Genomic DNA, 26,339 nt, shown 5'->3' on the forward strand with positions numbered 1-26,339 from the left:
CGCGCGGTGATCAGGCTTCGGCGACCTTGCGCCGCGACAGACGGGTGATGCGCGGCACGCCCGCCACCGCGCCGGCCTCCGGCGGCACGATGGCGACCTGGGCCGCCGCGACCGCGCCGACCTCGGTGTCCACCACCAGCTCGGCGTCGATCGGGGTGTTACGGCGCACGAGCGCCAGGGCGATCGGCCCCTCCTCGTGATGCAGCGCAGACGAGGTGATCGCCCCCACCGCGTCCTCGCCGATCCGCACGGGTGACCCCGGGGCGGGGAGGACGCTGTCGCTCCCGTCCAGGTGGAGGGCGACGAGGCGGCGGGGCGGATGCCCGAGGTTGTGCACCTTGGCCACTGTCTCCTGGCCCCGGTAGCAGCCCTTGCTCAGGTGCACGGCGGTGCGCAGCCAGTCGGCTTCGTGGGGCAGGGCGCGGTCATCGGCCTCACCCCGCCAGCGCGGACGCCACGCCGCGATGCGCAGCGCGTCGGCGGCGAGCGATCCGGCGAGGGCGATGTCGCCGCGACGCGCGTCGGCGAGCAGCCGATCCGCGTCCTCGGGCGCGAGGAGCGCCTCGGTCCAATCCCAATCGGCGCCGGGGTGGTCCTCGTCCGGGCCGTAGGCGTGCCCGCCGACCTGCACCCGGGGCCACGGATCCTGCCACATAAGGGCGCGACCCTCGGGCGCGGCAGCGGTGACACGGCGCACCGCGGCATCCGTCCCGCCGACCACCACGAGATCGCCCGTGGCATCCCTGATCTCCACGCGCAGCCGGAAGCGCATCCGGGTCAACCACGCGCTCAGCGACTCGACGTCGGCCGCGTCGACGATCAACCAGGTCGTCTCACCGTCGTCGAGGACGGATGCCACGTGCTCGACGTGTCCGTGAGGATCGAGGACGAGCAGCTCGGTGCTCTCCCCGGGAGCGAGGTGCGCGACGGCCTGGGAGGTGAGCGAGTCCAGCCACGACAGCCGGTCGGGCCCGGAGACGGCGATCACTCCGCGATCGCCGAGGAGGGCCACCGCGTGCCCCTGAGCGAGCGCCCGCTGCTCGCCGAGCGGATTGCCGAGGTGCTGCAGCACCCCGTCCTGCACGATCGCGCCGGGGAGATCGAGGGGAGGGAGCATGTCAGTCCGCCTTCGCCAGTCGGGCCGAGGCGTGAGATCCCAGCCGCGCCCCCACCGCGGCGATGTCCCACGCCCACAGCAGATGACCGTCGACGAGACCGTACATCCGTGTGGCGGCCGTGTAGGACTTGGCGCCGGCGGTGCGCACGACGGCGTCGGTGGCGAGGTCGATGCGGGGCCCGCGGACGCGACCGAGGTAGAGCTCGCTGATGCCGTCGGAGTGCACGATCGCCGCTTCGACCTCGAAGTCGCCCTCGGGGGTGCGCAGCGACTCGACGTCGTCGACCGTCCGGGTGGGTCCGGCCTCGACCGGCGGCAGGAGACCCGGGCCCGGATCCGCGGCGGTGGCGGCGCGCGAGAGCCGCCAGAACCCCGTCTCCGAGACCAGCTCCTGCGGCTGGGGATCGGGCGCGGGAGCGAGCAGCCAGGCCCGGGCCGCGTAGTTCAGGTGGTCTCCCCCGTCGTGGCTGAAGCTCACCCGGTGGCGGAACTCGCCGGTGTAGTGCCGCTCAGGGGTGTCGTAGTCGATGACCCCCGTGCCCTCCCAGACGCCCAGAAGCCACGAGAGGGGAGCGAGATCGGCGGGGAGGTCGGTCGGCAGCTCGAGCACGAAGGGCTCGTCAGCGCTGACCGCGGTAGAGGTTCTTGATCACGACGGCCGACACGAACGCGATCGCGACCGAGGCGAGACCCAGCAACCCCAGGTAGAAGATTTCCAGCGCAAGGAGGTCCATAGCCCCGAGTCTAACGCCGATGGCGGATGCGAGCCGTGACGCGGCTACCCCGTGACGACCGCGGCGAGTGCGAAGCCCATGCTGAGCACTCCGAGGACCAGCAGCGCGCCGAGCACGCTGGCCGCCACCCGCTCGGTGAACCCCTGCGAGCGGCCGTACCAGAGCTGCACCGCGAAGGCCACGATGAGGCACCCGCCGAGCGTCACGGTCAACCACGCCGCCCGCCAGTCCACCGGCACGAGCAGCCCGATCGCCACCCCCGCGACCGCCGCCAGCACCCAGACGGCGATGATCCCGCCGACGGTGCGGCGCGGAACGAGCTCGATCTCGGACATCCCCTTCATTGTGGCCTATCCGACGCGGCGGTACACCCCGGCCCGCCGCCCGCGTCGAGCGACTTCCTCCCACGCTCTACACTGGGCTTCACGACGTGAAGTCAAGGTGAACGACGCCCGTGGCGTCGGGAGGACGGTCGCAGCGAGTGGCGCAGCTTCTGGTGTTGAGCTCCACGCAGGGAGCAGGTCCCGTCCTGCCTGCGCTCGAGCTCCTCAGCCACCGGGTGCGTCTCATCCCCGCCGAGCCGGCCCAGCTCGTCAACGCGCCCGCCGCCGACGTCATCTTCGTCGATGCGCGCGTCGACCTCGTAGGGGCGAAATCGCTCTGCAAGATCCTCAACACCACGGGCCTGGACGCACCCCTGGTCCTCGTCGTGACCGAGGGCGGTCTGACGGCAGTGTCCACCGACTGGGGGGTCGACGACGTCATCCTCGTCACCGCGGGGCCGGCGGAAGTGGACGCCAGGGTGCGGCTGGCGATCGGCAGGGTGTCGAAGGAGCAGGTCTCCACCCGCATCCAGACCTCCGGCATCAGCATCGACGAGTCCTCGTACTCCGCGAAGGTCCACGGCAAGCCGCTGGATCTGACGTACAAGGAGTTCCAGCTCCTGCACTTCTTCGCCACCCACCCCTCGCGGGTCTTCACGCGTGAGCAGCTGCTGAGCGAAGTGTGGGGCTACGACTACTTCGGGGGTACCCGCACCGTCGACGTCCACGTGCGGCGCCTGCGCGCCAAGCTCGGCGACCTGGAGCAGCTGATCGGCACGGTCCGCAACGTCGGGTACCGGTTCAACGTGTACGAGGACGATCAGATCCCCGCGCCGCGCGACCGGACCGCGAACCGGGAGCGCACGGAGGCCTGACCACGCCTTCGATGCGGGACTGTTCACGCGTCCGACACCTCACCCTGCAATGATGTGGGGATGATCGAACACGACGTGCTCGACGCCGGCCTCGGCGACGCGGATGACGACGACTTCGACGTTCCCGAGGCGTTCGACTCCGAGCTCCCCGACGATCGCTACCTCGACCGCGAGCTGAGCTGGCTGGCTTTCAATCAGCGCGTCCTCGAGCTGGCCGAGGACCCCACGCTCCCGGTGCTCGAGCGGGCGAATTTCCTGGCCATCTTCGCGAGCAACCTCGACGAGTTCTTCATGGTCCGGGTGGCGGGGCTCAAGCGCCGCATCCTCACCGGACTCGCCGTCCCCACCAACGTCGGCCGCGCGCCGCAGGAGGTGCTCGCCGACATCTCCTCCGCGGCGCACGCGCTCCAGCTCCGGCACGCCGACGCCTGGACGAGCCTGGTGCGGCCGGGGCTGGCGGAGAAGGGGATCGAGATCCTCTCCTACGACGATCTCGGCGACGACGAGCGCACCGCCCTGTACGACTACTTCCAGGCGCAGGTCTTCCCCGTCCTGATGCCCCTCGCCGTCGACCCGGCCCACCCGTTCCCCTACATCTCCGGCCTGTCGCTGAATCTCGCCATCCGCATCCGCAACGCCCGCACCGGCCGCCAGGAGTTCGCTCGGCTGAAGGTGCCGCCGATGCTGCCCCGGTTCGTCGAGGTCGCCCGCGACGGCGAGCGCGTGCGCTATCTCCCTCTCGAGGACCTGATCGCGCACAACCTCGACGATCTGTTCCCAGGCATGGAGATCCTCGACCACCACGCCTTCCGCCTCACGCGCAACGAGGACATGACGATCGAGGAGGATGAGACCGAGAACCTCATCCAGGCCCTCGAAGCGGAGCTCCTGCGGCGCCGGTTCGGTCCCCCGATCCGCCTCGAGGTCACCGAGGACATGGACGACCTGACGCTGGACCTCCTCCTCAGCGAACTCGACATCACCGCGCAGGAGGTCTACCGCCTCCCCGGGCCCCTGGATCTGCGGGGCCTGTTCGACCTGTCGCGGATCGACCGCCCGGAGCTGCACTACAAGCCCCACCTCCCCACCACCGCTGTCGCGTTCCAGCCCGGTGACAACAACGAGCGCGCCGATATCTTCGCCGCGATCCGCAAGGCCGACGTCCTGGTCCACCACCCGTACGAGTCCTTCGCCACGAGCGTGCAGGCGTTCCTCGAGCAGGCTGCCAAAGACCCCCACGTCCTGGCCATCAAGCAGACGCTCTACCGCACCTCCGGCGACAGCCCGATCGTCCAGGCCCTCATCGACGCCGCCGAGGCAGGCAAGCAGGTGCTGGCCCTGGTCGAGGTCAAGGCGCGGTTCGACGAGGCCGCGAACATCGTCTGGGCGCGAAAGCTCGAGAAGGCCGGCGTCCACGTCGTCTACGGGCTCGTGGGGCTGAAGACGCACTGCAAGCTCGCGCACGTCATCCGCGAGGAGGACGGGGTGCTGCGCTCCTACTCCCACGTCGGGACCGGCAACTACAACCCCAAGACCAGCCGCATCTACGAGGACTTCGGCCTCTTCACCGCGAACGACCAGGTCGGCCGCGACCTCACGCGCCTGTTCAACGAGCTCTCGGGGTACGCGATCGAGAAGAAGTTCAAGCGCCTCCTCGTCGCTCCGCTCCACCTGCGGAAGGGACTGCTGCGCCTGATCGACCGCGAGCGCCGGAATGCGCTCGCGGGCAAGCCCGCGCGCATCCGGATCAAGGTCAACTCGATGGTCGACGAGCAGATCATCGACGCGCTGTACCGGGCGAGCCAGGCCGGGGTGCCCGTCGAGATCTGGGTGCGCGGGATCTGCTCCCTCAAGCCCGGGGTGGCCGGGATGAGCGAGAACATCACCGTCCGCAGCATCCTGGGTCGGTATCTCGAGCACTCGCGGATCTTCTCCTTCGCCCACGACGGCGACCCGCAGGTCTTCATCGGCAGCGCCGACATGATGCACCGCAACCTCGACCGTCGCGTCGAGGCGCTCGTGCGGGTCACCGCCGAGCAGCACCTCAAGGAGCTCTCGGATCTGTTCGACCTCGCCATGAACGACGGGACGAGTTCGTGGTGGTTGGGTCCTGACGGGGAGTGGACCCGGCACAGCGTCGACGAGAACGGCAAGGCCATGGCCGACCTGCAGGACCGCACGATGACCAATGTGCAGCGCCGCCGGCGCGCACGGGCGGTGCGATGACGGCCGACACCGTCTACGCCGCAGGCGGGGTCGTCTGGCGGGTCGTGGAGGGGAAGCTGCGCATCCTCCTCATCCACCGCACGAAGTATCGCGACATCACCCTCCCCAAGGGCAAGGTCGACCCGGGCGAGACCCTCCCTGAGACCGCGGCGCGCGAGATCCACGAGGAGACCGGGATCAAGGTGAGCCTGGGCGCCCCGGTCGGCGTCTCGCGCTACCACCTGCCCAGCAAGCGCGAGAAGGTGGTGCACTACTGGGCGGCGGAGGCGACCGAGACCGCCATCCGCACCTCCTCGTTCGTTCCCAACCGCGAGATCGCGGCCCTGGAGTGGCGGTCGCCCAAGAAGGCCCTGAAGCTTCTCAGCTACCCCGTCGACATCGACATCCTCGAGCGGTTCCTCGCCCTCCGCGAAGGCGACCCGCCGCGGACCTTCCCCGTCGTCGTGCTCCGCCACGGCAAGGCCCTGGCGCGGGAGGACTGGGACGGCACGGACAGCGACCGACCCCTCACGGTCCGCGGCAAGAGACAGGCGTCGGCGCTCGTGGGTCAGCTTCAGGCTTTCGGGGTGCGGCAGGTGCTCTCGAGCCCGGCCGTGCGCTGCGTGAAGACCGTCGCCCCCTTCGCCGCCGCTGCCGGTCGGAAGGTGGAGTTCTGCCGCAACATCAGCGAGGACGCCTGGGGTGACGGCACGGCCGACGTCCGCCGCGTGATCGGCGAGCGGGTGCGCAGCCGCAAGCCCGTCGTGCTCGTCAGTCACCGACCGGTGCTCCCCACGATCCTCAGCGAAGTGGTGCTCGCGACCGGGACGCTTCCGGGAATGCTGGCCAAGACGCCCGCGCTCGAGCCTGCCGGCTACTCCGTCCTCCACGTCTCCGCCGACGCGCCGGGGTCCGGCGTGCTGTCCATCGAGACGTTCACGCCCGCGCTGTGAGCACGTGTCCGGCGCGCTGAGTGCCGCGCCGTGGCGTCCGCCCGGGTTCGCCATCGCCTGGGCAGGCGTTCCCGACGGGATGCCGCGGCGTGAGGTCGCATGGTCGCTGCTGGCGGATCTCGCCGGAAACCCCACGGACCTTCGCCTGCGAAACCCCTGCCCGCGCTGCGGCGGTCCGCACGGACCGGTCGTCATGGCCGGGACGCGCCTGCGCGGTTCGGTGGCCTACGCCGGACGATTCGCCGTCGCCGCCGTCGTGTTCGCGCCGGGACTCCGGGGATTCGGGATCGATGCCGAGATGCGCACCGACCCGGTGCGCGACGCTGCGGGATGGGGCGGGATCCCCGGGCCCGGTGCGCGGGGGACCGTGCGGGGGTGGACACGGATCGAGGCCGCGCTGAAAGCGGACGGGCGAGGCCTCACCGTCGACCCCGCGGCCGTCTCCGTGCGCGAACGCCCGGACGGGCGCTGGAGCGCTGCCCTCCCTGAACGGGAGGATCTTGTCGAGGGGTGGGATGTCGCGGCACCGGCGGAGCTCGTCGTCAGCGCCGCAATCGTCCGTCACGGCAGCGGCGGAAGCGCGGCGGTGTCGATCCAGCGGTGAAGCAGCGCCGATTCCCGTTCACCGAAGGACTCCGACACGGCGAGCCGGAGGTCGTCGCTGCCCACGAGCTGATGCCGGTGCGCGGTGGTCCAGCGCCGGAGGAAAGCGAAGAACGCCTCGTCGCCCACGGTGCGCCGCAGGGCGTGCAGCGTGAGCGCCCCGCGCTTGTAGACGCGGTCGTCGAACATCGCCACCGGTCCCGGGTCGGACAGGATGAGATCCGCCGGCTCCGCCGCCACGCGCGCCCAGTGCACGGCGGCGTGGGCATCGGCCGTCGACCCGCCCGAGCGCTCCGACCAGAGCCATTCGGCGTAGCAGGCGAAACCCTCATTCAGCCAGATGTCGCTCCAGTCGTGGAGCCCCACGCTGTTGCCCACCCACTGGTGCGCCACTTCGTGTGCGATGAGCCGCTCGAAGGAGAGATCGAGATGATTGGCGCCGAACAGGGCCATCCCCTGCGCCTCGAGCGGGATCTCCAGCACGTCGGAGGTGACGACCATCGTGCAGCGCTCCTGCGGATACGGGCCGAACACGTCCTCGAAGACGGCGATCATGCGCGGGAGCGGCGCGAACGCCCGCGCGGCGCTGCCGGCGAGATGCGGCGGGTGGACCAGCTCGGCCGCCACCCCGGGGATCTCGATCCGGGTCGTATCGAAGCGGCCGACGTGCGCGGCGACCAGGTAGGTGGGCGTCGGGGCGCTCAGCTCGAAGGTGCGCGACACCAGCCGGCCCCGACGACCCTCGGCGACTGGCACCCCCGTCGCAAGCGGACGGTACGGCGATTCCGAGGCCAGGGTCACCCGGTAGGTCGCACGGTCATCGGGTCGGTCGTTGCAGGGGAACCAGGTCGGAGCGCCGATCGGCTGAGCGGCGACGAGCGCGCCGTCGGCGAGCTCCTCCCAGCCGAGCGTCCCCCAGCGACTGCGCCGCGGCCTCGGGGAGCCGGCGTAGGAGACATCCATCGAGAATCGCTCCCCCGGCGCCAGCGGCGTCGGGAGAGTGAGATGGAGGGCACGGGCGTCCTGCCGGAAGGCCACCGCGTCACCGTCCACGCGCACGGTGGCAGCGCGCAGGCCGACGAGATCCAGGCGCACCCGGTCGGTCGGCAGCGCGGCGACGGCGTTCAGCAGCGCCCGACCCTCGAGACGGTTGGTGCGCACGCGATAGGTGAGATCGAGGTCGTACGACTCGACGTCGAACGTGGGGTCCCCGCTGTCGGGGGTGTACGCCGAGACCGGGGTCACGAGGCGGACGTCACGAGGTCGCCTGGTAGGCGCGCACCTTCACCGCGCGCCACGGGCCGATGGGATTGCCGCTCCAGCGCGTGCCGACGGGGACCGCTTCGCCGCGCATGACCAGCGACGCCGGCCCCACGGTCGCGTGCGAGCCGATGACCGCGCCGGGCAGGATGACGCTGTGCGGTCCGAGCGTGGCCCCGGGTTCGAGCGTGACGGTGTCCATACTCATGATTCGATCATGGAACAGGTGGGTCTGGACGACGCAGCCCCGGTTCACCGTGCTGCCGTCGCCCAGCGTCACCAGATCGGGTTCAGGCAGCCAGTAGCTGTCGCACCAGACGCCCCGTCCGATCCGGGCTCCCAGAGTGCGCAGCCACACCGCCAGCGCGGGCGTGCCGGCGGCTGCCCGCGCGAACCAGGGCGCAGCAACCATCTCGGTGAAGGTGTCCGACACCTCGGTGCGCCAGACGAAACTCGACCACAGCGGCGATTCGCCGGCGCGGATCGGTCCGACGATGAGCCACTTCGCCGCCGTGCTCACCAGCGCGGCGACGGCGCCCGCTGCCAGGAGTACGACACCCGAGAGCAGAAGGGCGACGAGCGGTCCCGCCCCTTGCAACAGCGCGGCGAGGGAGAAGAGCACTCCGAGTCCGATCCCACAGGTGACGACGACGGGCAGGAAACGACAGAGTTCCCAGAGCGTCCGCGCGACGCGCAGCCGGGCGGGCGGGTGGTAGGTGCGCGCGTCGTCGCCGTCGGCGGTGACGCGACGCAAGCGCACCGCCGGCGAGCCGAGCCAGGACGACCCCGCCTTCGCCTTCCGCGGCGCGGAGGAGAGCACGGCGACCAGGCCATCGCGCGGGACGCGGTGGCCAGGCGCTGCCATGCCGGAGTTCCCGAGGAACGCGCGCTTTCCGATGCGGACCGCACCGATCCGCACCCACCCGCGGCGAAGCTCGTAGGAGGCGACCATTGTGTCGTCGGCGAGGAAGGCCCCGTCTTCGATGCGGGTCATCGACGGCAGGAGGAGCACGGTCGACGCCTCGACGTCCTTCCCGACCTCCGCGCCCAGCAGGCGCAGCCACAACGGAGTGAACAGGCTCGAATAGAGCGGAAAGAGGACGGTGCGTGCGGAGTCGAGCAGTCGCTCGATGGTCCAGGCGCGCCATCCGTTCGGGCTGCGGACCGGGAAGGTCCCCTCGGCGAGTCCGATGGACAGCAGTCGGACCGCGATGACCACGGTGAGCGAGAAAACCACCCCGGCGACGAGGACTCCCGGGACGAGCAGCGCGAGCGCGCCGAGAAAGGCGGTGGCGAGGTCATCCGCCCCTCGGATCCCCGCTGCGACGACCGCCCCTCCCGCAGAGAACGAGGCGATCGGCAGAAGTGCGAGCAGTACGGATGACGCGGCGTACGCCCATAGCCATCGGGTCGGCGCGGGGGCTCGGTCGGCCGGCCACCCCGACGCGACCTCGCCGACACGGACGGCCGGCGATCCCGCCCACGACTGGTCTGCCTTCACCCGTCCGAAGACCGCCGACCCCGGGGCGATCTCCGCGCGCTGCCCGATGCGCGTGCCCGGCGCGAGGGTAGACCGCGCGCCCACGGCGGCGTCCGCGCCGATCCGCACGCGACCGATGCGCACGACGTCGCCGTCGATCCAGGTGCCCGTCAGATCGACCTCGGGTTCGATCGCGGCCCCGTCGCCCACCTCGAGCATGCCGGTGATCGGCGGGAGGGTGTGCAGGTCGACCCCGCGACCCACCTTCGCGCCGAGGGCGCGGGCGTAGTAGACCACCCATGGGGCGCCGGCGAGCCCGACCGCATCGACCTGGTCGGCGATCTGCTCGGCGAGCCACAACCGCAGGTGCACGGCGCCGCCGCGAGGGTAGTCACCGGGCTTCACCCCGGCGAGCAGCAGTCGCGCCGCCCCCGCGGAGATCGCCATGCGGCCGAACGGTGTGGCGAAGACCAGCAGCCCGGTGAGGACCACCGGCCAGGGTGCGGCCGGCAGCACCTCGAAACCCGGCAGCGCCTGCAGGATCGTCGAGGCGGTGAGGAGGTACAGCAGCCACCGGATGCCGCTGAGCACGAACAGCGGAGCCGCCAGCAGCGTCTGCGCCCACTGCGTGCGGCGCGGTGTCGGCACCGGGCGGTGGAAGTCGGTGCGGGTGTCCTCGGCGACCGCGCTCACCGCGCGCGCCATCGCCGCGAGCCGCGGCACGTCGTAGATGTCGGCGACGGAGAACTCGGGCACCCGCACCCGAAGACGAGAGACCAGCTGCGCGGCGGCGAGCGACCCGCCGCCCAGGTCGAAGAAGTCCGCCTCCCGGTCGGCCACCGGCATCCCGAGCACCGCCTGCCACTGCGTGGCGAGCCAGGCCTCGTCGGGACTGAGGCCGCTGACATCGAGCTCGACGCCCGGGAGCGGCCAGGGCAGCGCCGCACGATCGACCTTTCCCGACGTGCGGACGGGCAGGTCCTCGACCACGGCGAGAAGCGGCACGAGCGCCGCCGGCAGACGTTCGGCGAGGAAGGCGCGCGCCGCGCCTCGATCGAGATCCTCGGGGGCGACGAGGTAGCCGACGAGGAGGGGCACTCCGGCATCGCTCGTTCGGACGGCAGCGGCCGCCGCCGCGACACCCGGGATGTCCTGCAGGGCGGATTCGACCTCGCCGAGCTCAATGCGGCGGCCGCCGACCTTGACCTGATCGTCAGCGCGACCGACGAACACCAGTCCCTCCGGGTCGTACCGCACGAGGTCGCCCGAACGGTACGCCCGCTCCCACCCCAGCTGCGGAAACGGCGCGTACTTCTCGGCGTCCTTGGCCGGGTCGAGATACCGGGCGAGGCCGACGCCGCCGATGATCAGCTCCCCGATCTCCCCCGGTGCGACCCTCACGCCGTCGGCGTCGACCACGGCGAGCGCCCATCCATCGAGCGGGAGGCCGATCCGCACGGGGCCGGCGCCCCCGAGCGGTGCAGCGCAGGCCACGACGGTCGCCTCCGTGGGCCCGTAGGTGTTCCACACCTCGCGCCCCTCCACCGACAGACGCGCAGCGAGCTCGGGCGGGCACGCCTCTCCGCCGAAGATCAGCAGCCGCACGCTCTCCAGTGCGTCCTGCGGCCACATGGCCGCGAGGGTCGGCACGGTCGAGACCACCGTGATCCCCTGGCGGATGAGCCACGGAGCGAGGTCCTCCCCCGACCGCACCAGCGCGCGTGGCGCGGGTACGAGGCAGGCCCCGTGCCGCCAGGCGAGCCACATCTCCTCGCACGACGCGTCGAAGGCGACCGACAGCCCCGCCAGCACCCGGTCCTCCGGCCCGAGAGGTGCCCCCTGGAGGAAGAGTCGGGCTTCGGCGTCGACGAAGGCCGCGGCCGACCGGTGAGTCACCGCGACTCCCTTCGGCACGCCGGTCGACCCGGAGGTGAAGATGATCCACGCGTCGTCGTCGGGCGTCGGCGGGGTGAGCGCCGCCAGGGCCGCCGTGTCGGTGGACGGGACAGCGTCCTTCGCGACATCGGATGCCAGGCCGGATGCCGCGGCACCGCCGCCGACGAAGACGAGGCCGTCGGTGAGGATGCCCGCAACGCCTGCCTCACCGAAGACCAGACGCGCTCGTTCGTCGGGGTCATCGGCGTCGACCGGCACATACGCCGCGCCCGCGGCGAGGATGCCGAGGATCGCCAGGTAGAGGTCCTTCGAGCCCGAGGCGATCCGCACCCCGATCCGGTCGCCTCGGACGACACCCTCCGCGCGAAGGCGGAGAGCCAGGCGACCCGCGGCGCGCACCGTCTCACGGTAGCTGAGCGGAGCCGAACCGTCATCGAGGGCCGACGCCTCGGGGTGGCGCGAGGCGGTGTCGCGCACGATGTCCCACAGGGTGCGCGGTGGTGCGGCGGCCGCAGCGCGATCGAGCCCTGACTGGCCGCGGTCGTGTGCCTCGGAGGCTGGGAGCGGATCGGACGCAGGCGCGGACATGCCTCGGATGGTATCGAGTCGAGGTAGCGGATCCGTCGCGCGACGGGGATGCCCCGTTCACCTGCCGTTCACCGTCTCAGCGCACTCTCTTAAGAGTCGATGCTTAGCGTGCCTTCCGGACCCTGCACCGGGCATCCATTCCCCAACCCGAAGGATTCACACAGTGAAGATCTCTCGCATTGCTCAGCTGGGCGCCGTCGCGGCCGTCGCGGCGCTCACGCTCACCGCCTGCGCCGCCAACGAGGGCACCACCTCCGGTGGCGACAGCTCCGACGCCCCCGAGTCAACCCTCTCGGGCGAGCTCGTCGGTGCCGGTTCCTCCGCTCAGGAGGTCGCCGTTCAGACGTGGGGCGCGGGCTTCCAGACTGCGAACCCCGACGTGACCGTCAGCTACGACCCCTCCGGCTCGGGCGCGGGGCGCGACTCGTTCCAGGCCGGCGCAGTGGCCTTCGCAGGATCGGACCGCGCCTTCACGGCCGACGAGATCGCCGAGGGCCCCTTCGATGGGTGTGTCGAAGGTACGGACATCATCCAGCTCCCCGCCTACATCTCGCCCATCGCGGTGATCTTCAACCTCGAGGGCGTGGACGCGCTGAACCTGGACGCCGCAACGATCGCGGGCATCTTCGCCGGCGAGATCACCAACTGGAACGACCCGGCGATCGCGGCGACCAATGAGGGCGTCGAGCTGCCCGACCAGGCGATCACGCCGGTGCACCGCGCCGACGACTCGGGTACCACCGAGAACTTCACCGACTACCTGTACCAGGCAGCGCCCGATGTCTGGACCTACGAGCCCGACGGCGTGTGGCCGCTGCAGTCCGGCGAGGCCGCTCAGGGCACCTCGGGTGTCGTGGCGGCGGTCGAGGGCGGCGTCGGCACCATCGGCTATGCCGATGCGTCGCGCGCCGAAGGCTTCGGTCAGGTGTCGGTCCAGGTCGGTGAGGAGTTCGTCGCCTTCTCGCCGGAAGCTGCGGCCGCCATCGTCGACGCGTCCCCGCGCGAAGAGGGTCGTACCGAGGGTGACCTCGCCGTGGCCATCGACCGCACGCCTGACGAGGCTGCCTACCCGATCGTGCTCGTGGCGTACAGCATCGCCTGCGAGGAGTACGCAGACCCGGCTCAGGCGGCGCTCGTGAAGGGCTTCCTCGAGTACGCCATCAGCCCCGAGGGACAGGACGCGGCAGCCGAAGCCGCCGGCTCGGCCCCCGTCTCCGACGCGCAGCGCGAGGCGATGCAGGGCGCGATCGACCTCATCGTCACCGAGTGACACGATGGTGTCCGACCCGCTGCGGCGGGTCGGACACCATTCCTCTCCCCTGCGAGAGATCTGCACCCCACCCCGAGAACAGGATGAGATGACCACTCTGGCTCCCCCGCCGGTCGAAGACCGCGCGAAGCCGAAGCAGCGGCCCGGCGACCGCTGGTTCTCGGGCACCGCCCTCTTCGCCGGTTCGATGATCCTCGTGACCCTCGCCGCGGTCGCGATCTTCCTCATCGTCCAGTCGATCCCCGGCCTCACCGCCACGAGCGAGAACGCCTCGATCCTGACCTCGACGTTCTGGTCCTACGTCTGGCCCCTCGCCTTCGGCACCCTGTGGGCCTCCATCCTCGCGCTGGTCATGGCGGTGCCGCTCTCGGTCGCCGTCGCCCTGTTCATCTCCCACTACGCCCCGCGCCGTCTGGCCCAGACCCTCGGCTACATCGTCGACCTCCTGGCGGCCGTGCCCTCCGTCGTCTTCGGCCTCTGGGGAATCCTGGTCCTCGCACCCGCCGTGCAGCCCGTTTACACCTGGCTCGTCGACAACGCCGGGTGGTTCCCCCTCTTCGCCGGCCCCGTCTCGGGGACCGGCCGCACGATCTTCACCGCCGCGATGGTGCTGGCGGTCATGGTCACCCCGATCATCACCGCCATCTGCCGCGAGATCTTCCTGCAGACGCCGGTCCTCCACGAAGAGGCCGCCCTCGCCCTCGGCGCGACGCGCTGGGAGATGGTTCGGATGGCCGTCTTCCCCTTCGGCCGCTCCGGCATCGTCTCGGCCTCGATGCTGGGTCTCGGCCGCGCTCTCGGCGAGACGATGGCCGTCGCCATGGTGCTCTCGGCCACCGGCGTGGTGACCTTCCGACTCTTCACCTCCGAGAATCCCAGCACGATCCCGGCGAACATCGCGCTGACCTTCCCGGAGGCCTATGGCGTGAATGTCAACGTCCTCATCGCGACGGGCCTCATCCTCTTCATCGTCACCTTCGCCGTCAACGCGCTCGCCCGCTGGATCGTCAGCCGGCGCAAGGAATTCTCGGGAGCGAACTGACATGGCACTCACCTCTGCTCCCCCCACCGAGACCCCGTCGGCACCCCAGGTCGCCGTCGACCAGCGCATCACCACCGGGCGTCTTCCGAAGTGGGCGCCCTGGACGATCCTCGGCGCCAGCATCCTGCTCAGCCTGGTGCTGTTCGGGATCCTGGCCCTCACCCCCGAGGGAAGCTTCAACATCGCCGGCTTCGCGGTGGTCGCCGCCCTCGCCTACCTGGTCCTGATCACCGTCGTGTCCGGTTTCATCGAGGGACGGCGGAAGGCCGCCGACCGCCTCGTGACCGGGGTGGTGACGACGGCTTTCGCCATCGCCATGGTTCCGCTGGTCTCGCTCGCCTTCACCGCCATCACCAACGGCATCGCGGGCATCTCGGCGGAGTTCTTCACCTCGTCGATGCGCAACGTCGTCGGCGAGGGCGGCGGAGCCCTGCATGCCATCGTCGGGACGCTCTTGATCACCGGCGCCGCCGCGATCATCTCCATCCCGATCGGCATCTTTACCGCGATCTACCTCGTCGAGTACGGCGACGGCAAGCGGATCGCGCGCGGCATCACGTTCCTCGTCGACGTGATGACCGGCATCCCCTCGATCGTCGCGGGCCTGTTCGCCTACGCGCTCTTCGCGATCTTCTTCGGACAGGGCGTCCGGCTCGGCATCATGGGCGCCATCGCCCTGTCGGTGCTCATGATCCCCGTGGTCGTCCGCTCCTGCGAGGAGATGCTGCGGCTCGTTCCGAACGAGCTGCGCGAGGCGTCGCTCGCCCTCGGCGTGCCGAAGTGGCTGACCATCCTGAAGGTGGTGCTCCCCACCGCCATCGGCGGCATCGTCACCGGCGTCATGCTCTCCATCGCCCGCGTCATCGGCGAGACCGCGCCCCTCCTCATCACCGCCGGCTTCACCACGAGCATGAACTACAACCTGTTCGAGGGCCGGATGATGACCCTGCCGGTGTTCACGTACACGCAGTTCATGAACCAGGGGATCCCCGCCGAGGCGTACATCAACCGCGCCTGGGCCGCCGCGCTGGTGCTCATCCTGATCGTGATGGCGCTGAACATCATCGCGCGCGTCATCGCCAACTTCTACGCGCCCTCCAAGGGCCGCTGACCCTTCTCCACCCGAATCAGAGGAATCGTGTCCAAGAGCATCGAAGTCAACGACCTGAACGTCTACTACGGCGACTTCCTCGCCGTCGAAGGCGTCTCCCTCAACATCGAGCCGCGCAGCGTCACCGCATTCATCGGTCCGTCCGGCTGCGGCAAGTCGACGTTCCTGCGGACGCTCAACCGCATGCACGAGGTCATCCCCGGCGCCCGGGTCGAGGGCGATGTGCTGCTGGACGGCGACAACCTGTACGGCTCCAACGTCGACCCGGTGCTGGTGCGCCGTCAGATCGGCATGGTCTTCCAGCGCCCGAACCCCTTCCCGACCATGTCGATCCGCGACAACGTCCTCGCCGGGGTGAAGCTGAACAACAAGCGCCTGTCGAAGTCGGACGCCGACGGCCTCGTGGAGAAGTCGCTGAAGGGCGCGAACCTGTGGAACGAGGTCAAGGATCGCCTCGACCGTCCCGGCTCGAGCCTCTCCGGCGGCCAGCAGCAGCGCCTGTGCATCGCCCGCGCCATCGCCGTGTCGCCCCAGGTGCTCCTGATGGACGAGCCCTGCTCCGCGCTCGACCCGATCTCGACCTACGCGATCGAAGAGCTCATCGCCGAGCTGAAGAACGAGTACACCGTCGTCATCGTCACCCACAACATGCAGCAGGCCTCGCGGGTGTCCGACAAGACGGCGTTCTTCAACATCGCCGGCACGGGCAAGCCGGGCAAGCTCATCGAGTACGACGACACCACGACCATCTTCACGACGCCCTCGGTGCAGGCCACCGAGGACTACGTCTCGGGCCGCTTCGGGTAAGCACCCCGCACACCTCCGCCGCGCGGCCGGCCCTGCTGGGGGGCTGGGCCGCCGCGCGGCGGGAGATCGCACGGGCGGGAGCCCGCAGACTCACTCGCGCGGCGAGAGCAGGTAGTCCGTGAGGGATGCCGTCAGAGCCGCGTCGAGGGCGATCCCGTGTCCGTCGACGGCCACAATCGGCGCCGCGAGCCGCACGCTGGACACCAGCCACCCACCGTCGGCTCGGCGGAGCCGATCGACCGGGATGCGCTCGTAGCCCACCTCGAAACCGCGCGAGGCCAGGTGGGCGAAGAGGCTCATCTGCGTCGTTCCGTGGAGGATCCCCGCCGCCGGCTCGGGTGTGACGAACCGATCGCCGAATCGGAGGATCACCGACGCGGTGGGCGCCTCGAGGACGAATCCGTCGGAGGAGACGAAGACGGCGTCATCCGCTCCCCTTCGGCCGGCCTCCCGGATCGCGGCCATGTTCACCGCGTACGACAGGGTCTTCGCCCCGAGGAGCAGCCACGGTGCGCGGGCGGAGGCGCCGCTGTCGACACCGCGGTCGAGGGTCACCACCCGCACTCCGTCTCGGCGCACACGCGAGAAGTCCGGCGCGGGTGTCGCCGTGACCCAGGCGGTCGGACCGGCGCCGTGGTCGATGCCCCGGCTCAGGATGAGCTTGATGACGTACTCCCCCGCCGGGCACCGCGAGGCGATCTCGGCCACCGCCGCCCGCCACTGACCGAGGTGGGGCGCCGGGAGGTCGCACAGGCGCGCCGACTGCTCCAGTCGCTCCAGGTGTGCGGTGACCTCCTGCGGGTGGCCGTCGACGACGCCGATGGATTCGAAGACACCGTCGCCGCGCTGGGCGCTCAGCTCGCCGAGGCTCAGGACCGGTCCGGCCGGATCGACGGCCGAGAGGGTGTCGGTGAAGTCGCTCCGGTCGTCATCGGATGCGACGGGGTCGATCAGCAGGGCGTGGCGCCGGGTCATCACTCGAGCCTAGGTCAGGCGGCGGTGGCGGCGGGAATACCCCCCGCGCGAGGTCGGTTAGACTCTTCTAGCCGGGCCGCAGTAACCCCGGGCTCCATCTTCTGCCGCTGCGAGCGGCCATGCGCCGAGAGGCGTTCTGCGGCCCGGCACCATCGTCTTCAGGTGAGCGCGTCGCGGCGCCACAGGCCCGCGCAGGCGGACAGATCGGCTGCGTAATCGGTGAGGCGCAGGGCCCTGGTCGTCAGGGCGGCCGTGCGCTCGGGTTCGGTCGTCTCGTAGTCATCGGCAAGATGCGTCGCACCCGACGCCTGCACCCGGCAGAAGGCCGCCGCGCGTTCCAGTGCGACGGCGAAGTCCCCCTGGAAGAGGCCGCGCAGCAGCGTGTCGACGAGCGCGACGAGCTCGTCGGGGCCGGCAGGCGTCGGCGCGCCGGCGATGACCTCGTCGGCAGAGGCGAGCTCCACCCGCCCCCGCTCGTACAGCAGAGCGGCGGTGCGCGGGTCGTCGTGGATCATGAGCTGCAGCAGGTACAGGCGCCAGAGGGCCCCCGGCAGGCTCTTCGCCGGCGCGTGCGACCACAGCTCGGCGATGTCATCGATCCCGTGGTGATCGGTGAACGCCACCAGGCGGTCGACGATCTCGGCGGTGGGTTCGGAACGGACCCGGGTCAGCAATGCCTGGGCGGTGGAGTGCGCCACCCGGGAGACCTCCGCGGGGTCGCGCGAGGCGAACACCCGGTCGAACAACTCCGCAGGGCGGCGTACCGGCTTGTGGAATTCCCTGGATCCGTCGCTCACCCGCACCAGGCTACCCCCGTCTCTTCGGCGGGCGGCCGTCTCAGGCGTCGGTCGTGATCGCGACCAGCGGATCGGATGTCGGCAGCCCGGTGGGTGACCCACCCGCCGGTTCGACGGACATCGCGATGGTGTCGCCCTGTTCGAAGCTCCCCTCCAGCAGCGCCACCGTCTCTCCCCCGGGGGCCGGCTCGAACGTGCCCGCGGAGGTCACGTCCTCGCCGCGCAGCACCCACAGCTCGAAGACCTGGTCATCGGTGAGTTCAGGCAGCCCGTCGGTGACGACGACAGCCTGCCCGAGGGAGGGCGACCAGCGCGCTGTCACGACACCGCCGTCGGTGGCCTCGGCGGTCACCGACGCCGCGTCGGGCGCCGCCTCGATCGCCGCGAGCGCCACCTGCGCCGGCGTGCGGTTGAGGTACTCGTTCACCGATGCGACGCCGAACCCGAGCGCGACGAGGAGCACGAAGCTCGCCGCGAGGGCCAGAAGCCCCCGCGTCCACCGGCGCCGCACCACGGCGATCGCACCGGTCGTGGCCGGAAGCGCCGTCGGCGAGGCGTCGTCGTAGTCCCCAGCACGCTCTGCGGCGGGGTCCGTGGCATCCTGCACGGACGAATCGGCCGTGCCCTGCACAGCCGCCAGCAGGCCCGTGGCCGAGGAGATCTCGATATCGCTCCTCACATCATCCGAGGCCTGTGCGTCCCCCGAGATCTGCGCCAGGAGCGCGGCGCGCACCGACGGCGGTGGGGGGACGGCGGGGGCCATGTCGGCCAGGAGGGCGGCGGTCTCGGCGGCGTCCTCGACGTGGTGGGCCCACTCGGGGTGCGCCTGACGCGCGCGCTCGAACGCCTGGGCGTCATCGGGCGACAGCGCGTCGAGCGCGAAGCCGGCTGCGAGCTCGGCGAATTCCTGTTCGTTCACGTTGTCACCCCCATCTCCATGCGCAGGCGCGAGAGACCATCTCGCATCCTGGTCTTGATCGTTCCGAGCGGCGCACCCACGAGCGCCGCGATTTCGCTCTGACTGTAACCACCGAAGTAGGCGAGGGTCAGTGCCTCTCGCTGCGCATCCGGCAGGGTCTCGAGCGCTCGATTGACTTTTTCTGCTTCCAGGCGCAACTCCACGTGCTCGGCGACCGTGTCGTGAGCGACCCCGAGGTCGCGATAGCCCACCCGGATGTCGCGATCGGAACTCGACTGCGACGACCTGACCCGGTCGACCGCGCGGCGATGTGCGATCGTGAGCACCCACGTTCTGCCCTGCCCCTTGTTCGGGGCGAAGCGGGAAGCGGATTGCCAGACTTCGAGGAAGACTTCCTGGAGCACTTCTTCACTCTGGGAGCGGTCGACCAGCACCCGGAGGATCAGCCCGAACACCCGCGGCGACAGCATGTCGTACAGCTGGGTGAAGGCGTCGCGGTCGCCCTGGGCGACCCGCTGGAGGAGATCTCCGACGTGGTCGGCGTGCGGTTCGTCCTCGCGCACGTCGGCTCCGTCGATCACCACATCCAACAGCATGCCGTACTCCCCTCGGAATCCCGATTCCGGCGCTCGGTCAACACCTGTTCGTTGTACGGCGCTCTGCGGTTTGCCGATCCGGATATCGCGGCGGGTCCCATCCGATCCGGGAGGGGTTCCGAACGACCCGTTGTACCCGCTGAACCCGGCGGGGTCCCTGCACCGGGGACGCGGCCGTTGCCGCTTCGACTATCAGGAGGAACGCAATGTCACGCAAGACTCGTCTCACCGCCGGTCTTTCCCTCGCCTTCGCTGCGACGCTCGCACTGAGCGCCTGTTCGTCCGGCGCCGGCACCGCGGAAGACACCATGGAGCCCTCGATGGAGCCGTCGACCGAAGCCTCGTCGCCGGCGATGGAAGAGGACATGGCCATGGACCCGGCCGCCAACCTCGTCGGCCCCGGCTGCGAGGCCTACGCCGAGCAGGTGCCCGACGGCGCCGGTTCGATCGAGGGCATGTCGACCGAGCCCGTCGCCGTCGCCGCATCGAACAACCCGCTGCTGAGCACCCTCGTCCAGGCCGTCAGCGGCCAGCTCAACCCCGAGGTCGACCTCGTCGACACGCTCAACGGCGACGAGTTCACCGTGTTCGCCCCGGTCAACGACGCCTTCGCGGCGCTCGACCCGGCGACTCTCGAGTCGCTGAAGACCGACACCGCGGGTCTGACCTCGATCCTCACCTACCACGTGGTTCCCGGGCAGCTCAGCCCCGACGAGGTCGTCGGCACGCAGACCACCGTGCAGGGTGCGGACCTGGAGGTGACCGGATCGGGCGACGAGCTCATGGTGAACCAGGCGAGCGTCATCTGCGGTGGCGTGGTCACCGCGAACGCCACGGTCTACCTCATCGACTCGGTCCTGACGCCGCCGGCTCAGTGACCTGATACTCCCGGCCGTATCTGGGGTACGGCCGGGTGAATGGGGCGGCGTGACCGCCGGTGCCTGGCGAGGTTGGCACCGGCGGTCGCGTCGTTATGCGGTGCCGACCTCGTGGTCGGACACCGTTAGGCTGGAAACGCGGGCCTCTAGCTCAGTCGGTAGAGCATCGGACTTTTAATCCGCGGGTCGTGGGTTCGAGCCCCACGGGGCCCACCGCCTCCCCCCTGCACGGTCGGGCCGATCCGTCAAGGGCCCCGGCCGGGTCGTTTCCCCCGCGTACCGTTTCGGGTATGTCGTCGGCCGAACCCCCCTTGCTCGCGGGGCGCTATCGCGTCGGCGACTGCATCGGCGAAGGCGGGATGGCGCGGGTCTACCGGGCGGAGGACACCGCCCTCGGCAGGACGGTCGCCCTCAAGCGCATGCGAGGGTCGCTCGACGACGATCAGCCGCGTGTCCGGTCGGAGATGCGTGTTCTGGCTGGTCTCAGCCATCCCTCGCTCGTGACTCTCCTGGACGCCCACCTCGGTGACGAGACACCGGGCGGCGACGGCGACTTCCTCGTCATGGAGTACGTCGAAGGACCCACCCTGGCGCAGTGCCTGAGCGGTGGCCCACTCCCGGCCGCGACGGCGGCGGCGCTGACGATGGATCTCGCCGACGCACTTCACACGGTGCACGCCGCGGGGATCGTCCACCGCGACATCAAGCCGTCCAACATCCTCCTCTCCCCGTCGCCGCTTCCCATGCGGCAGTTCCGTGCGAAGCTGGCCGATTTCGGCATCGCCTACCTCCATGACAGCGCCCGGATCACCTCCCCCGGCCTCGTCCTGGGAACGGCCGCCTACCTCGCCCCGGAACAGGTGCGGGGAGATGCCCCCACCCCCGCGGTCGACGTGTTCTCGCTGGGCCTCGTCACCATCGAGGCGCTCACGGGCCTTCGCGCCTATCGTCGCGGGACGGGCGCCGAGGCTCTCGTGGCGCGCCTGGCCGCAGCTCCGGACATCCCGCCGGACCTCGACGACGGATGGCGCGAGCTCCTGGTCGCGATGACCGCGCTCGACCCCCAGGATCGTCCCACCGCGCTGGAGGTCGCCGTCGCGGCATCCGCCCTCACCTCGACCGGGGTGATGATCGCCATGCCGCCTGCTGCGGCCGCGCCGATACCGGCCCCCTCCGGCGACGTCGCGCGGGAGCAGCGGGCACGGGTGCAGGACCTGGACACCTCCGAACTCCCCGTGACGATGCCGACCGTGCTGCCGGTCCCGTCGACATCAGCCGACCCGCTGCCCGTGGCCGTCCACCCGGGTTCGAGCCGCCGCGCCGCTCGTACCGATCGCACGCGACGATCGCGCCGCGCGACCGCCCTGTGGGGAGCCGCCGCGGTCGCGACGCTCCTCGTCGCCGGTGTCGTGAGCGCCCTGTCCGGCGCTTTCGGAACAGCCGGATCGGTGGCCCCTGTGGTGTCCGAACCCACACCCGCCCGGATTCTGCCCGCCCCCGATCCGACCGAGGAGAGCGCGGAGGAGAACGTCACCTCTCCCGCCACCGTCCTGGACTCGGTGCCGGCCTCCGACACCGACGTGCGGACGGATGACGCGCAGCCCACCGATCCTCAGCCGCAGCCCGCTCCCACCGCGAGCGCTCGGCCCGCGGAGACCGCCCCCACGCCACGACCGAGCGTCAGTCCGGTGACGCCCGGGGGCGGCGGCGGCGGCAGCGGCGCGGGAAGCCCGTCGCCGACGCCCTCCGCACCCAGTCCGACGCCGACCGAGACCCCGCCGGACGACGGCGATGCGCCCGGTGCGGGGAGCGGGAACGGACCCGGAAGCGGCATCCCCGAGTGGCTGACGCCCCCGCCGTTCGATCGCGAATCCGCGACGCGCAGCTGACTCACGCCCGCGGCGGCACCAGCTCCGCTCCCGCGCGCTGGATCTCCCTGAGGGCCTTCGCGCTCGATTCGGGGTGCACGCCCGCGATGAGGTCCGTCAGCACGCGCACATGTCGACCGGCGGCCAGCGCATCCAGGGCGGAGGCGCGCACGCAGTAGTCGGTCGCGATCCCCGCGACATCGATGTCGACGATGCCGTGCCGATCCAGCAGTTCGGCCGCGGTGGTCCCGTCCTCCGCGTGCCCCTCGAAGAGCGAGTAGGCCGGCCGCCCCTGACCCTTCTTCAGGTGATGGGACACCGCCGACGCGTCGAACAGGTCGTCGTACTCCGCCCCGTACGAGCCGGCGACGCAGTGCGGCGGCCAGGTGTCGATGAAGTCGGGGGTGTCGGAGAAGTGTCCGCCGTTGTCGTTGTCGGGGTCGTGCCAGTCGCGCGACGCGACGATGAGCGCATAGTCACGGGCGTGGTCGGCGAGGAAGGCGGTCACCCGCGCCGCGACCTCGTCTCCCCCGGTCACCCCCAGCGCGCCGCGCTCGGTGAAGTCGTTCTGGAGGTCGACGATGAAGAGCGCCCGCGTCATGGTTCGAGCCTACGACGGCCGATCGCCCGATGGACGTCAGGATCTACCGGGCGGGTGCCCCTCACCCGGCGGCGAACAGGAGGACCCAGGAGATCACGAGGCTGGTCAGCCCGAGACCGACCAGCCCGACCCCGAACCAGGCGACGAAGCGCACGACGGGCGAGCCCTTCGTCAATCGCATCCTGCGCGGGTCGTCCCGCCGGGCGAAGACGTCTGCGGAATCGCGTCCCTCGAGCGCGTGAAGCTGTTCCGGCGTGAGGCGCGCTTCACCGACCTCGCCACCCGAGCCGAACCACCGGGCGACCCGCCCGCCGTGCTCGTCGTCGTCGATCATCGCGGTGACCGGTTCCCAGGTGCCGTCCGCGAGGGCCAGGATGACACCGACGAGCAGGACGAGTCCGCCGACACCGAGACCCACCCAGCTGAAGATCTCCAGCACCGCGTTCACCGCGGTGTCGGCAGAGGTGGTCACCCCGCGATTTTACGGGTGCAGCCGGCGTCGAGGACGCAGGCGGTCGGGGGGACACGGAAGTGGAGCCACCTAAGGGAATCGAACCCTTGACCTATTCATTACGAGTGAATCGCTCTGCCGACTGAGCTAAGGTGGCGCGCGTCGCTCGCGCGATGCACGATCACCGATCTTACAGCCTCGCCCGGCCTCGGGCGAACCGCGCCACCGCGGGTCGACGGGCTACTCGCAGCGCAGTCCGTCCTCGGGGACGACACCGTCGACGAGATACGCCTCCACGGCGGCATCCACGCACGCGTTCCCCTTGTTGTATCCCGTATGGCCCTCACCCACCCGGGTCACGAGAACGCCGGATGACAGCTGATCGGCAAGCGAGACCGACCATTCGTACGGTGTCGCCGGGTCGTTCGTCGTGCCCACGACGACGATGGGCGCGGCACCCTCCGCGGTGATCGCCTCACGCACGCCGGTGGGCGGATAGGGCCACACCGCACAGGGGTCGGGCCCGGCCCAGTAGGGAGCGATCGTGGGGGCTTCGACCTCGAGCTGCGCCTGCGCGGCCTCCTCGTCGGCGTCGAAGGCCTCGTCGTCGGGATAGTCCATGCAGTTGTAGGCACGGAACGCCTCGGTGGAGTTGTCGGTGTACTGACCGTCCTGGCGGCCGTAGTAGAAGTCGGCCAGGAGGAAGGCGAACTCGGGATCACCCTGGAGCACGTCGGTCAGGGCGTTGGTGAGGAAGGACCAGTTGTCGCGGGAGTACAGCGCCGCCACGATGGCCGTGGTCAGGGCGTCGGCATTGAGTTCGCGCCCGTCGGAGGCGATGAGGGGTGCCGCGTCGGCGCTGGCCAGGAGCGCCCCGAGGTCTGCCATCGCCTCGTCGACCGATCCCCGGAACGGGCAGTCGTCGCCAGCCAGGCAGTCGGTCATGTAGGCGCGCAGCGCCGACTCGAAACCGATGGCCTGGGTGGTGCTGACGTCGAAGCCCGACGCGGAGGGGTCGATCGCCCCGTCGAGGACGAGGCGCCCGACCCGGTCGGGGTAGAGCTTGGCGTACGTCGCGCCCAGGAAGGTGCCGTAGGAGTAACCGAGGTAGTTCAGCTGCTCATCGCCGAGCACGGCCCGGAGCAGGTCCATGTCGCGGGCGGCGTTCTCGGTGGTGATGAAGGGGAGGATGCCGCCGCTGTTCGCCTCGCACGCCTCAGCGAAGCCCTCATGCCGGTCGAGCCACTCCTGGGTCCAGGCCTCGCTGCCGCGCGGCGCCGAGATCTCGGGGAAGAGGTACGCGTCCATCTCGGCGGCGTCGTAGCATCGGACGGCGGTGGACGCGCCGACGCCGCGGGGATCGAACCCGATCACGTCGAACCGCTGCTGCAGCTGCTGGCCCACCGCAAATCCGAGGGAGTCTCTGATCAGGGCGACGCCGCTGGCTCCCGGTCCGCCTGGGTTGGTCAGGAGCGAACCGATCGCCTCGCCTCCAGTCGCCCGGTGGCGGATGACCGAGAGCTGGATCTCGCCCGCGGAGGGGTCGGACCAGTCCAGCGGAGCGCGGACGGTGGTGCAGTCGAACCCGTCGCCGCAGTCGGCCCACGTGAGGGTCTGATCGTAGAAGGGAAGCAGCTCCTGCTCCACCCCGTCGGTGTCGGGCGTCGGGCTCGCCGTCGACGCGGGCCTGGTCTCGGGGATGAGCGAATACACGCATCCCGAGAGCACCAGCGTCATCGCGGCGACGGTGGCGAGCGCCGCCGCGAGGCGGCGACGGAGGCGCGGAGGTGCGGAGGTCACGGGGTCCTTCCGGTGGCGACGGTGATCAGCATGCTCTCGATCGCGAGCGTGGGGGCGACGTTCTGCTCGAGGTTCCGCCGGGTCTCGGAGATCTGATCGAGGACCACGAGGGTGCGCGAGGGCTGCCACTGATCAGCGAGCGCGCGGATGTCGTCGGCGAACTCGCGGTTGATCATGTCGTCCTCGCGGCCGAACTGGCGCATGAGCACGTCGCGGAACAGCGACTGCAGATCGGTGAGCACCCGATCGATGCCGTCCCGCAGGCTCCGGGTCGCCCTCCGCTTCTGGTCGTCCTCCAGGGCCGAGAGCTGCCCGCGGACCGCGGGCGGCACGGGTGCGCCCTCCGCGATCCCGAGGGTGCGGCGAAGCTGCGCGCGCTCATGGTCGTCGCGCTCGGCGCTGAGCGCCTTGGCGTCATCGGTGGCGGCGGCGACGATGCGCGCGGCCACCTCGACTGCTCCCCCGACGCCCCGAACCGAGAGCACGGCGGCGAGGGTCTCTGCCCGGCGACGACGGGCCCCCTCGTCGCTTGCGAGGCGCTGCGCCATGCCGATGTGCCGCTGCGCATGCCGAGCCGATTGCTCGGCGATCTCGGGTGGCGCTCCCGTGCGCGACGCGATCAGGGCGGCGACGTCGGCGACGTCGGGCTCGCGCAGCCGCACGGTGCGCACGCGCGAGCGGATCGTCGGCAGCAGGTCGGCGTCGCTCGGCGCGCACAGCACCCACACCGTACGCTCGGGCGGCTCCTCGAGCGCTTTCAGCAGCACGTTCGAGGTGCGTTCGGCCATGCGGTCGGCGTCCTCGACGACGATCACCCGGTGGCGGCCGATGGAGGGCGCGAAGTAGGCCCGCTCGACCAGGCGCCGCGCCTCGTCGATGCGGATGATGACCTGCTCGGTGCGCAGCGCCGTCAGGTCGGGATGCGTGCCGGCGAGGACCTGGGCGACGGCGGCGTCGTCGCCGGGCTCGGCGATGAGGGCCGCGGCGAACGCGTACGCGAGGGTCGATCGGCCCGATCCGGGCGGCCCGACGAGCAGCCACGCGTGCGTCATCGCACCGGGGTCGGCGGCGGCGGCCTGAAGGGCGGCCACGGCGTCGGGCTGCCCCCACACGCCGCGCCACGGATCGGTCGCCGTGCCGATCGTGGTCGCGGTGGCCTCCATGGGCTTCAGCCTAATCTTCCCGTCCGA

23 protein-coding genes and 2 tRNA genes are annotated in these 26,339 nt (G+C 70.7%); 11 read left to right on the top strand and 14 right to left on the bottom strand.

Annotation, left to right across the window (positions count from 1 at the left end; all coding sequences use genetic code 11):
* Positions 1 to 10: 10 nt before the first annotated feature.
* From ygfZ to MA875_RS08925, 3 genes are all read right to left on the bottom strand, one after another.
* Positions 11 to 1,117 (bottom strand): CAF17-like 4Fe-4S cluster assembly/insertion protein YgfZ, encoded by a 1,107-nt coding sequence (gene ygfZ / locus MA875_RS08915; protein ID WP_248241836.1) that lies wholly within the window; start codon positions 1,115 to 1,117, stop codon positions 11 to 13.
* A 1-nt stretch (position 1,118) separates the two neighbouring features.
* Positions 1,119 to 1,727, bottom strand: coding sequence for a nitrobindin family protein (locus MA875_RS08920; protein ID WP_248241838.1), 609 nt, complete (start codon positions 1,725 to 1,727; stop codon positions 1,119 to 1,121).
* Between the two features lie 168 nt (positions 1,728 to 1,895).
* Positions 1,896 to 2,186 (bottom strand): hypothetical protein, encoded by a 291-nt coding sequence (locus tag MA875_RS08925; RefSeq protein ID WP_248241840.1) that lies wholly within the window; start codon positions 2,184 to 2,186, stop codon positions 1,896 to 1,898.
* 146 nt (positions 2,187 to 2,332) lie between these two features.
* On the opposite strand from MA875_RS08925, the gene MA875_RS08930 reads away from it, so the two are divergent.
* From MA875_RS08930 to MA875_RS08945, 4 genes are read left to right on the top strand one after another with little or no spacing between them, the layout of a single operon-like run.
* A complete protein-coding gene (locus MA875_RS08930) occupies positions 2,333 to 3,049 on the top strand; it encodes a winged helix-turn-helix domain-containing protein (RefSeq protein WP_248241842.1) in 717 nt (238 codons plus the stop codon).
* 60 nt (positions 3,050 to 3,109) lie between these two features.
* Positions 3,110 to 5,275 (top strand): RNA degradosome polyphosphate kinase, encoded by a 2,166-nt coding sequence (locus tag MA875_RS08935; protein WP_248241850.1) that lies wholly within the window; start codon positions 3,110 to 3,112, stop codon positions 5,273 to 5,275.
* A complete protein-coding gene (locus tag MA875_RS08940; protein ID WP_248241853.1) occupies positions 5,272 to 6,207 on the top strand; it encodes an NUDIX hydrolase in 936 nt (311 codons plus the stop codon). The genes MA875_RS08935 and MA875_RS08940 overlap by 4 nt, the downstream gene beginning before the upstream one ends.
* Positions 6,208 to 6,211: 4 nt before the next feature.
* On the top strand, positions 6,212 to 6,811 hold the full coding sequence (locus MA875_RS08945) for a 4'-phosphopantetheinyl transferase family protein (RefSeq protein ID WP_248241856.1): 600 nt from the start codon (positions 6,212 to 6,214) through the stop codon (positions 6,809 to 6,811).
* On the opposite strand, the gene MA875_RS17795 is transcribed toward MA875_RS08945, so the two are convergent.
* Both MA875_RS17795 and MA875_RS08955 read right to left on the bottom strand, forming a co-directional pair.
* Entirely contained in the window at positions 6,769 to 8,055 is a 1,287-nt protein-coding gene (locus tag MA875_RS17795; protein ID WP_248241859.1) for a M1 family metallopeptidase, read from the bottom strand. The two genes, MA875_RS08945 and MA875_RS17795, sit on opposite strands and share 43 nt — an antisense overlap.
* A gap of 10 nt (positions 8,056 to 8,065) precedes the next feature.
* A complete protein-coding gene (locus MA875_RS08955) occupies positions 8,066 to 12,034 on the bottom strand; it encodes a Pls/PosA family non-ribosomal peptide synthetase (protein WP_248241860.1) in 3,969 nt (1,322 codons plus the stop codon).
* Between the two features lie 163 nt (positions 12,035 to 12,197).
* On the opposite strand from MA875_RS08955, the gene pstS reads away from it, so the two are divergent.
* From pstS to pstB, 4 genes are all read left to right on the top strand, one after another.
* Entirely contained in the window at positions 12,198 to 13,304 is a 1,107-nt protein-coding gene (gene pstS / locus MA875_RS08960) for a phosphate ABC transporter substrate-binding protein PstS (protein ID WP_248241862.1), read from the top strand.
* 88 nt (positions 13,305 to 13,392) lie between these two features.
* Positions 13,393 to 14,346 carry a phosphate ABC transporter permease subunit PstC gene (pstC, locus tag MA875_RS08965; protein ID WP_248241863.1) on the top strand — a complete coding sequence of 318 codons (954 nt, stop codon included), beginning with the start codon at positions 13,393 to 13,395 and terminating at the stop codon, positions 14,344 to 14,346.
* A 1-nt stretch (position 14,347) separates the two neighbouring features.
* Entirely contained in the window at positions 14,348 to 15,457 is a 1,110-nt protein-coding gene (gene pstA, locus MA875_RS08970; RefSeq protein WP_248241864.1) for a phosphate ABC transporter permease PstA, read from the top strand.
* 27 nt (positions 15,458 to 15,484) lie between these two features.
* Positions 15,485 to 16,264, top strand: coding sequence for a phosphate ABC transporter ATP-binding protein PstB (pstB, locus tag MA875_RS08975; RefSeq protein WP_248241868.1), 780 nt, complete (start codon positions 15,485 to 15,487; stop codon positions 16,262 to 16,264).
* A 90-nt stretch (positions 16,265 to 16,354) separates the two neighbouring features.
* Here pstB and MA875_RS08980 read toward each other — a convergent pair whose 3' ends face one another.
* The 4 genes from MA875_RS08980 to sigK all read right to left on the bottom strand — a co-directional run bounded on the left by MA875_RS08980 (position 16,355) and on the right by sigK (position 19,551).
* Entirely contained in the window at positions 16,355 to 17,239 is an 885-nt protein-coding gene (locus MA875_RS08980) for an aminotransferase class IV (RefSeq protein ID WP_248241870.1), read from the bottom strand.
* 158 nt (positions 17,240 to 17,397) lie between these two features.
* Positions 17,398 to 18,036 (bottom strand): DNA-directed RNA polymerase subunit beta, encoded by a 639-nt coding sequence (locus MA875_RS08985; protein ID WP_248241872.1) that lies wholly within the window; start codon positions 18,034 to 18,036, stop codon positions 17,398 to 17,400.
* A 40-nt stretch (positions 18,037 to 18,076) separates the two neighbouring features.
* The gene (locus tag MA875_RS08990) at positions 18,077 to 18,955 is read right to left on the bottom strand and encodes an anti-sigma factor (protein ID WP_248241879.1); all 879 of its coding nucleotides are present in this window, start codon (positions 18,953 to 18,955) and stop codon (positions 18,077 to 18,079) included.
* Entirely contained in the window at positions 18,952 to 19,551 is a 600-nt protein-coding gene (gene sigK, locus MA875_RS08995) for an ECF RNA polymerase sigma factor SigK (protein ID WP_248241881.1), read from the bottom strand. The genes MA875_RS08990 and sigK overlap by 4 nt, the downstream gene beginning before the upstream one ends.
* A gap of 206 nt (positions 19,552 to 19,757) precedes the next feature.
* On the opposite strand from sigK, the gene MA875_RS09000 reads away from it, so the two are divergent.
* The 3 genes from MA875_RS09000 (at position 19,758) to MA875_RS09010 (ending at position 22,318) form a co-directional block, all read left to right on the top strand.
* Complete coding sequence (locus tag MA875_RS09000) at positions 19,758 to 20,429, top strand: fasciclin domain-containing protein (RefSeq protein ID WP_248241883.1); 672 nt, start codon at positions 19,758 to 19,760, stop codon at positions 20,427 to 20,429.
* Between the two features lie 140 nt (positions 20,430 to 20,569).
* Positions 20,570 to 20,642 (top strand) — tRNA-Lys (locus MA875_RS09005).
* Positions 20,643 to 20,719: 77 nt separating this feature from the next.
* Positions 20,720 to 22,318, top strand: coding sequence for a serine/threonine-protein kinase (locus MA875_RS09010; protein ID WP_248241898.1), 1,599 nt, complete (start codon positions 20,720 to 20,722; stop codon positions 22,316 to 22,318).
* A gap of 1 nt (position 22,319) precedes the next feature.
* Here the strand turns inward: MA875_RS09010 and MA875_RS09015 are convergent, their stop codons facing one another.
* The 5 genes from MA875_RS09015 to MA875_RS09035 all read right to left on the bottom strand — a co-directional run bounded on the left by MA875_RS09015 (position 22,320) and on the right by MA875_RS09035 (position 26,312).
* On the bottom strand, positions 22,320 to 22,898 hold the full coding sequence (locus MA875_RS09015) for an isochorismatase family protein (RefSeq protein WP_248241900.1): 579 nt from the start codon (positions 22,896 to 22,898) through the stop codon (positions 22,320 to 22,322).
* A 61-nt stretch (positions 22,899 to 22,959) separates the two neighbouring features.
* Positions 22,960 to 23,370, bottom strand: coding sequence for a hypothetical protein (locus MA875_RS09020; RefSeq protein WP_248241901.1), 411 nt, complete (start codon positions 23,368 to 23,370; stop codon positions 22,960 to 22,962).
* Between the two features lie 60 nt (positions 23,371 to 23,430).
* A tRNA-Thr gene (locus MA875_RS09025) sits at positions 23,431 to 23,506 on the bottom strand.
* A gap of 83 nt (positions 23,507 to 23,589) precedes the next feature.
* Positions 23,590 to 25,149 carry an alpha/beta hydrolase gene (locus MA875_RS09030; protein WP_372492555.1) on the bottom strand — a complete coding sequence of 520 codons (1,560 nt, stop codon included), beginning with the start codon at positions 25,147 to 25,149 and terminating at the stop codon, positions 23,590 to 23,592.
* On the bottom strand, positions 25,146 to 26,312 hold the full coding sequence (locus tag MA875_RS09035; RefSeq protein WP_248241902.1) for a DNA polymerase III subunit delta': 1,167 nt from the start codon (positions 26,310 to 26,312) through the stop codon (positions 25,146 to 25,148). The genes MA875_RS09030 and MA875_RS09035 overlap by 4 nt, the downstream gene beginning before the upstream one ends.
* Positions 26,313 to 26,339 lie beyond the last annotated feature (27 nt).

Origin of the sequence: Microbacterium kunmingense, assembly GCF_023155745.1 — a bacterium.
Classification (GTDB): Bacteria; Actinomycetota; Actinomycetes; order Actinomycetales; family Microbacteriaceae; genus Microbacterium; species Microbacterium kunmingense.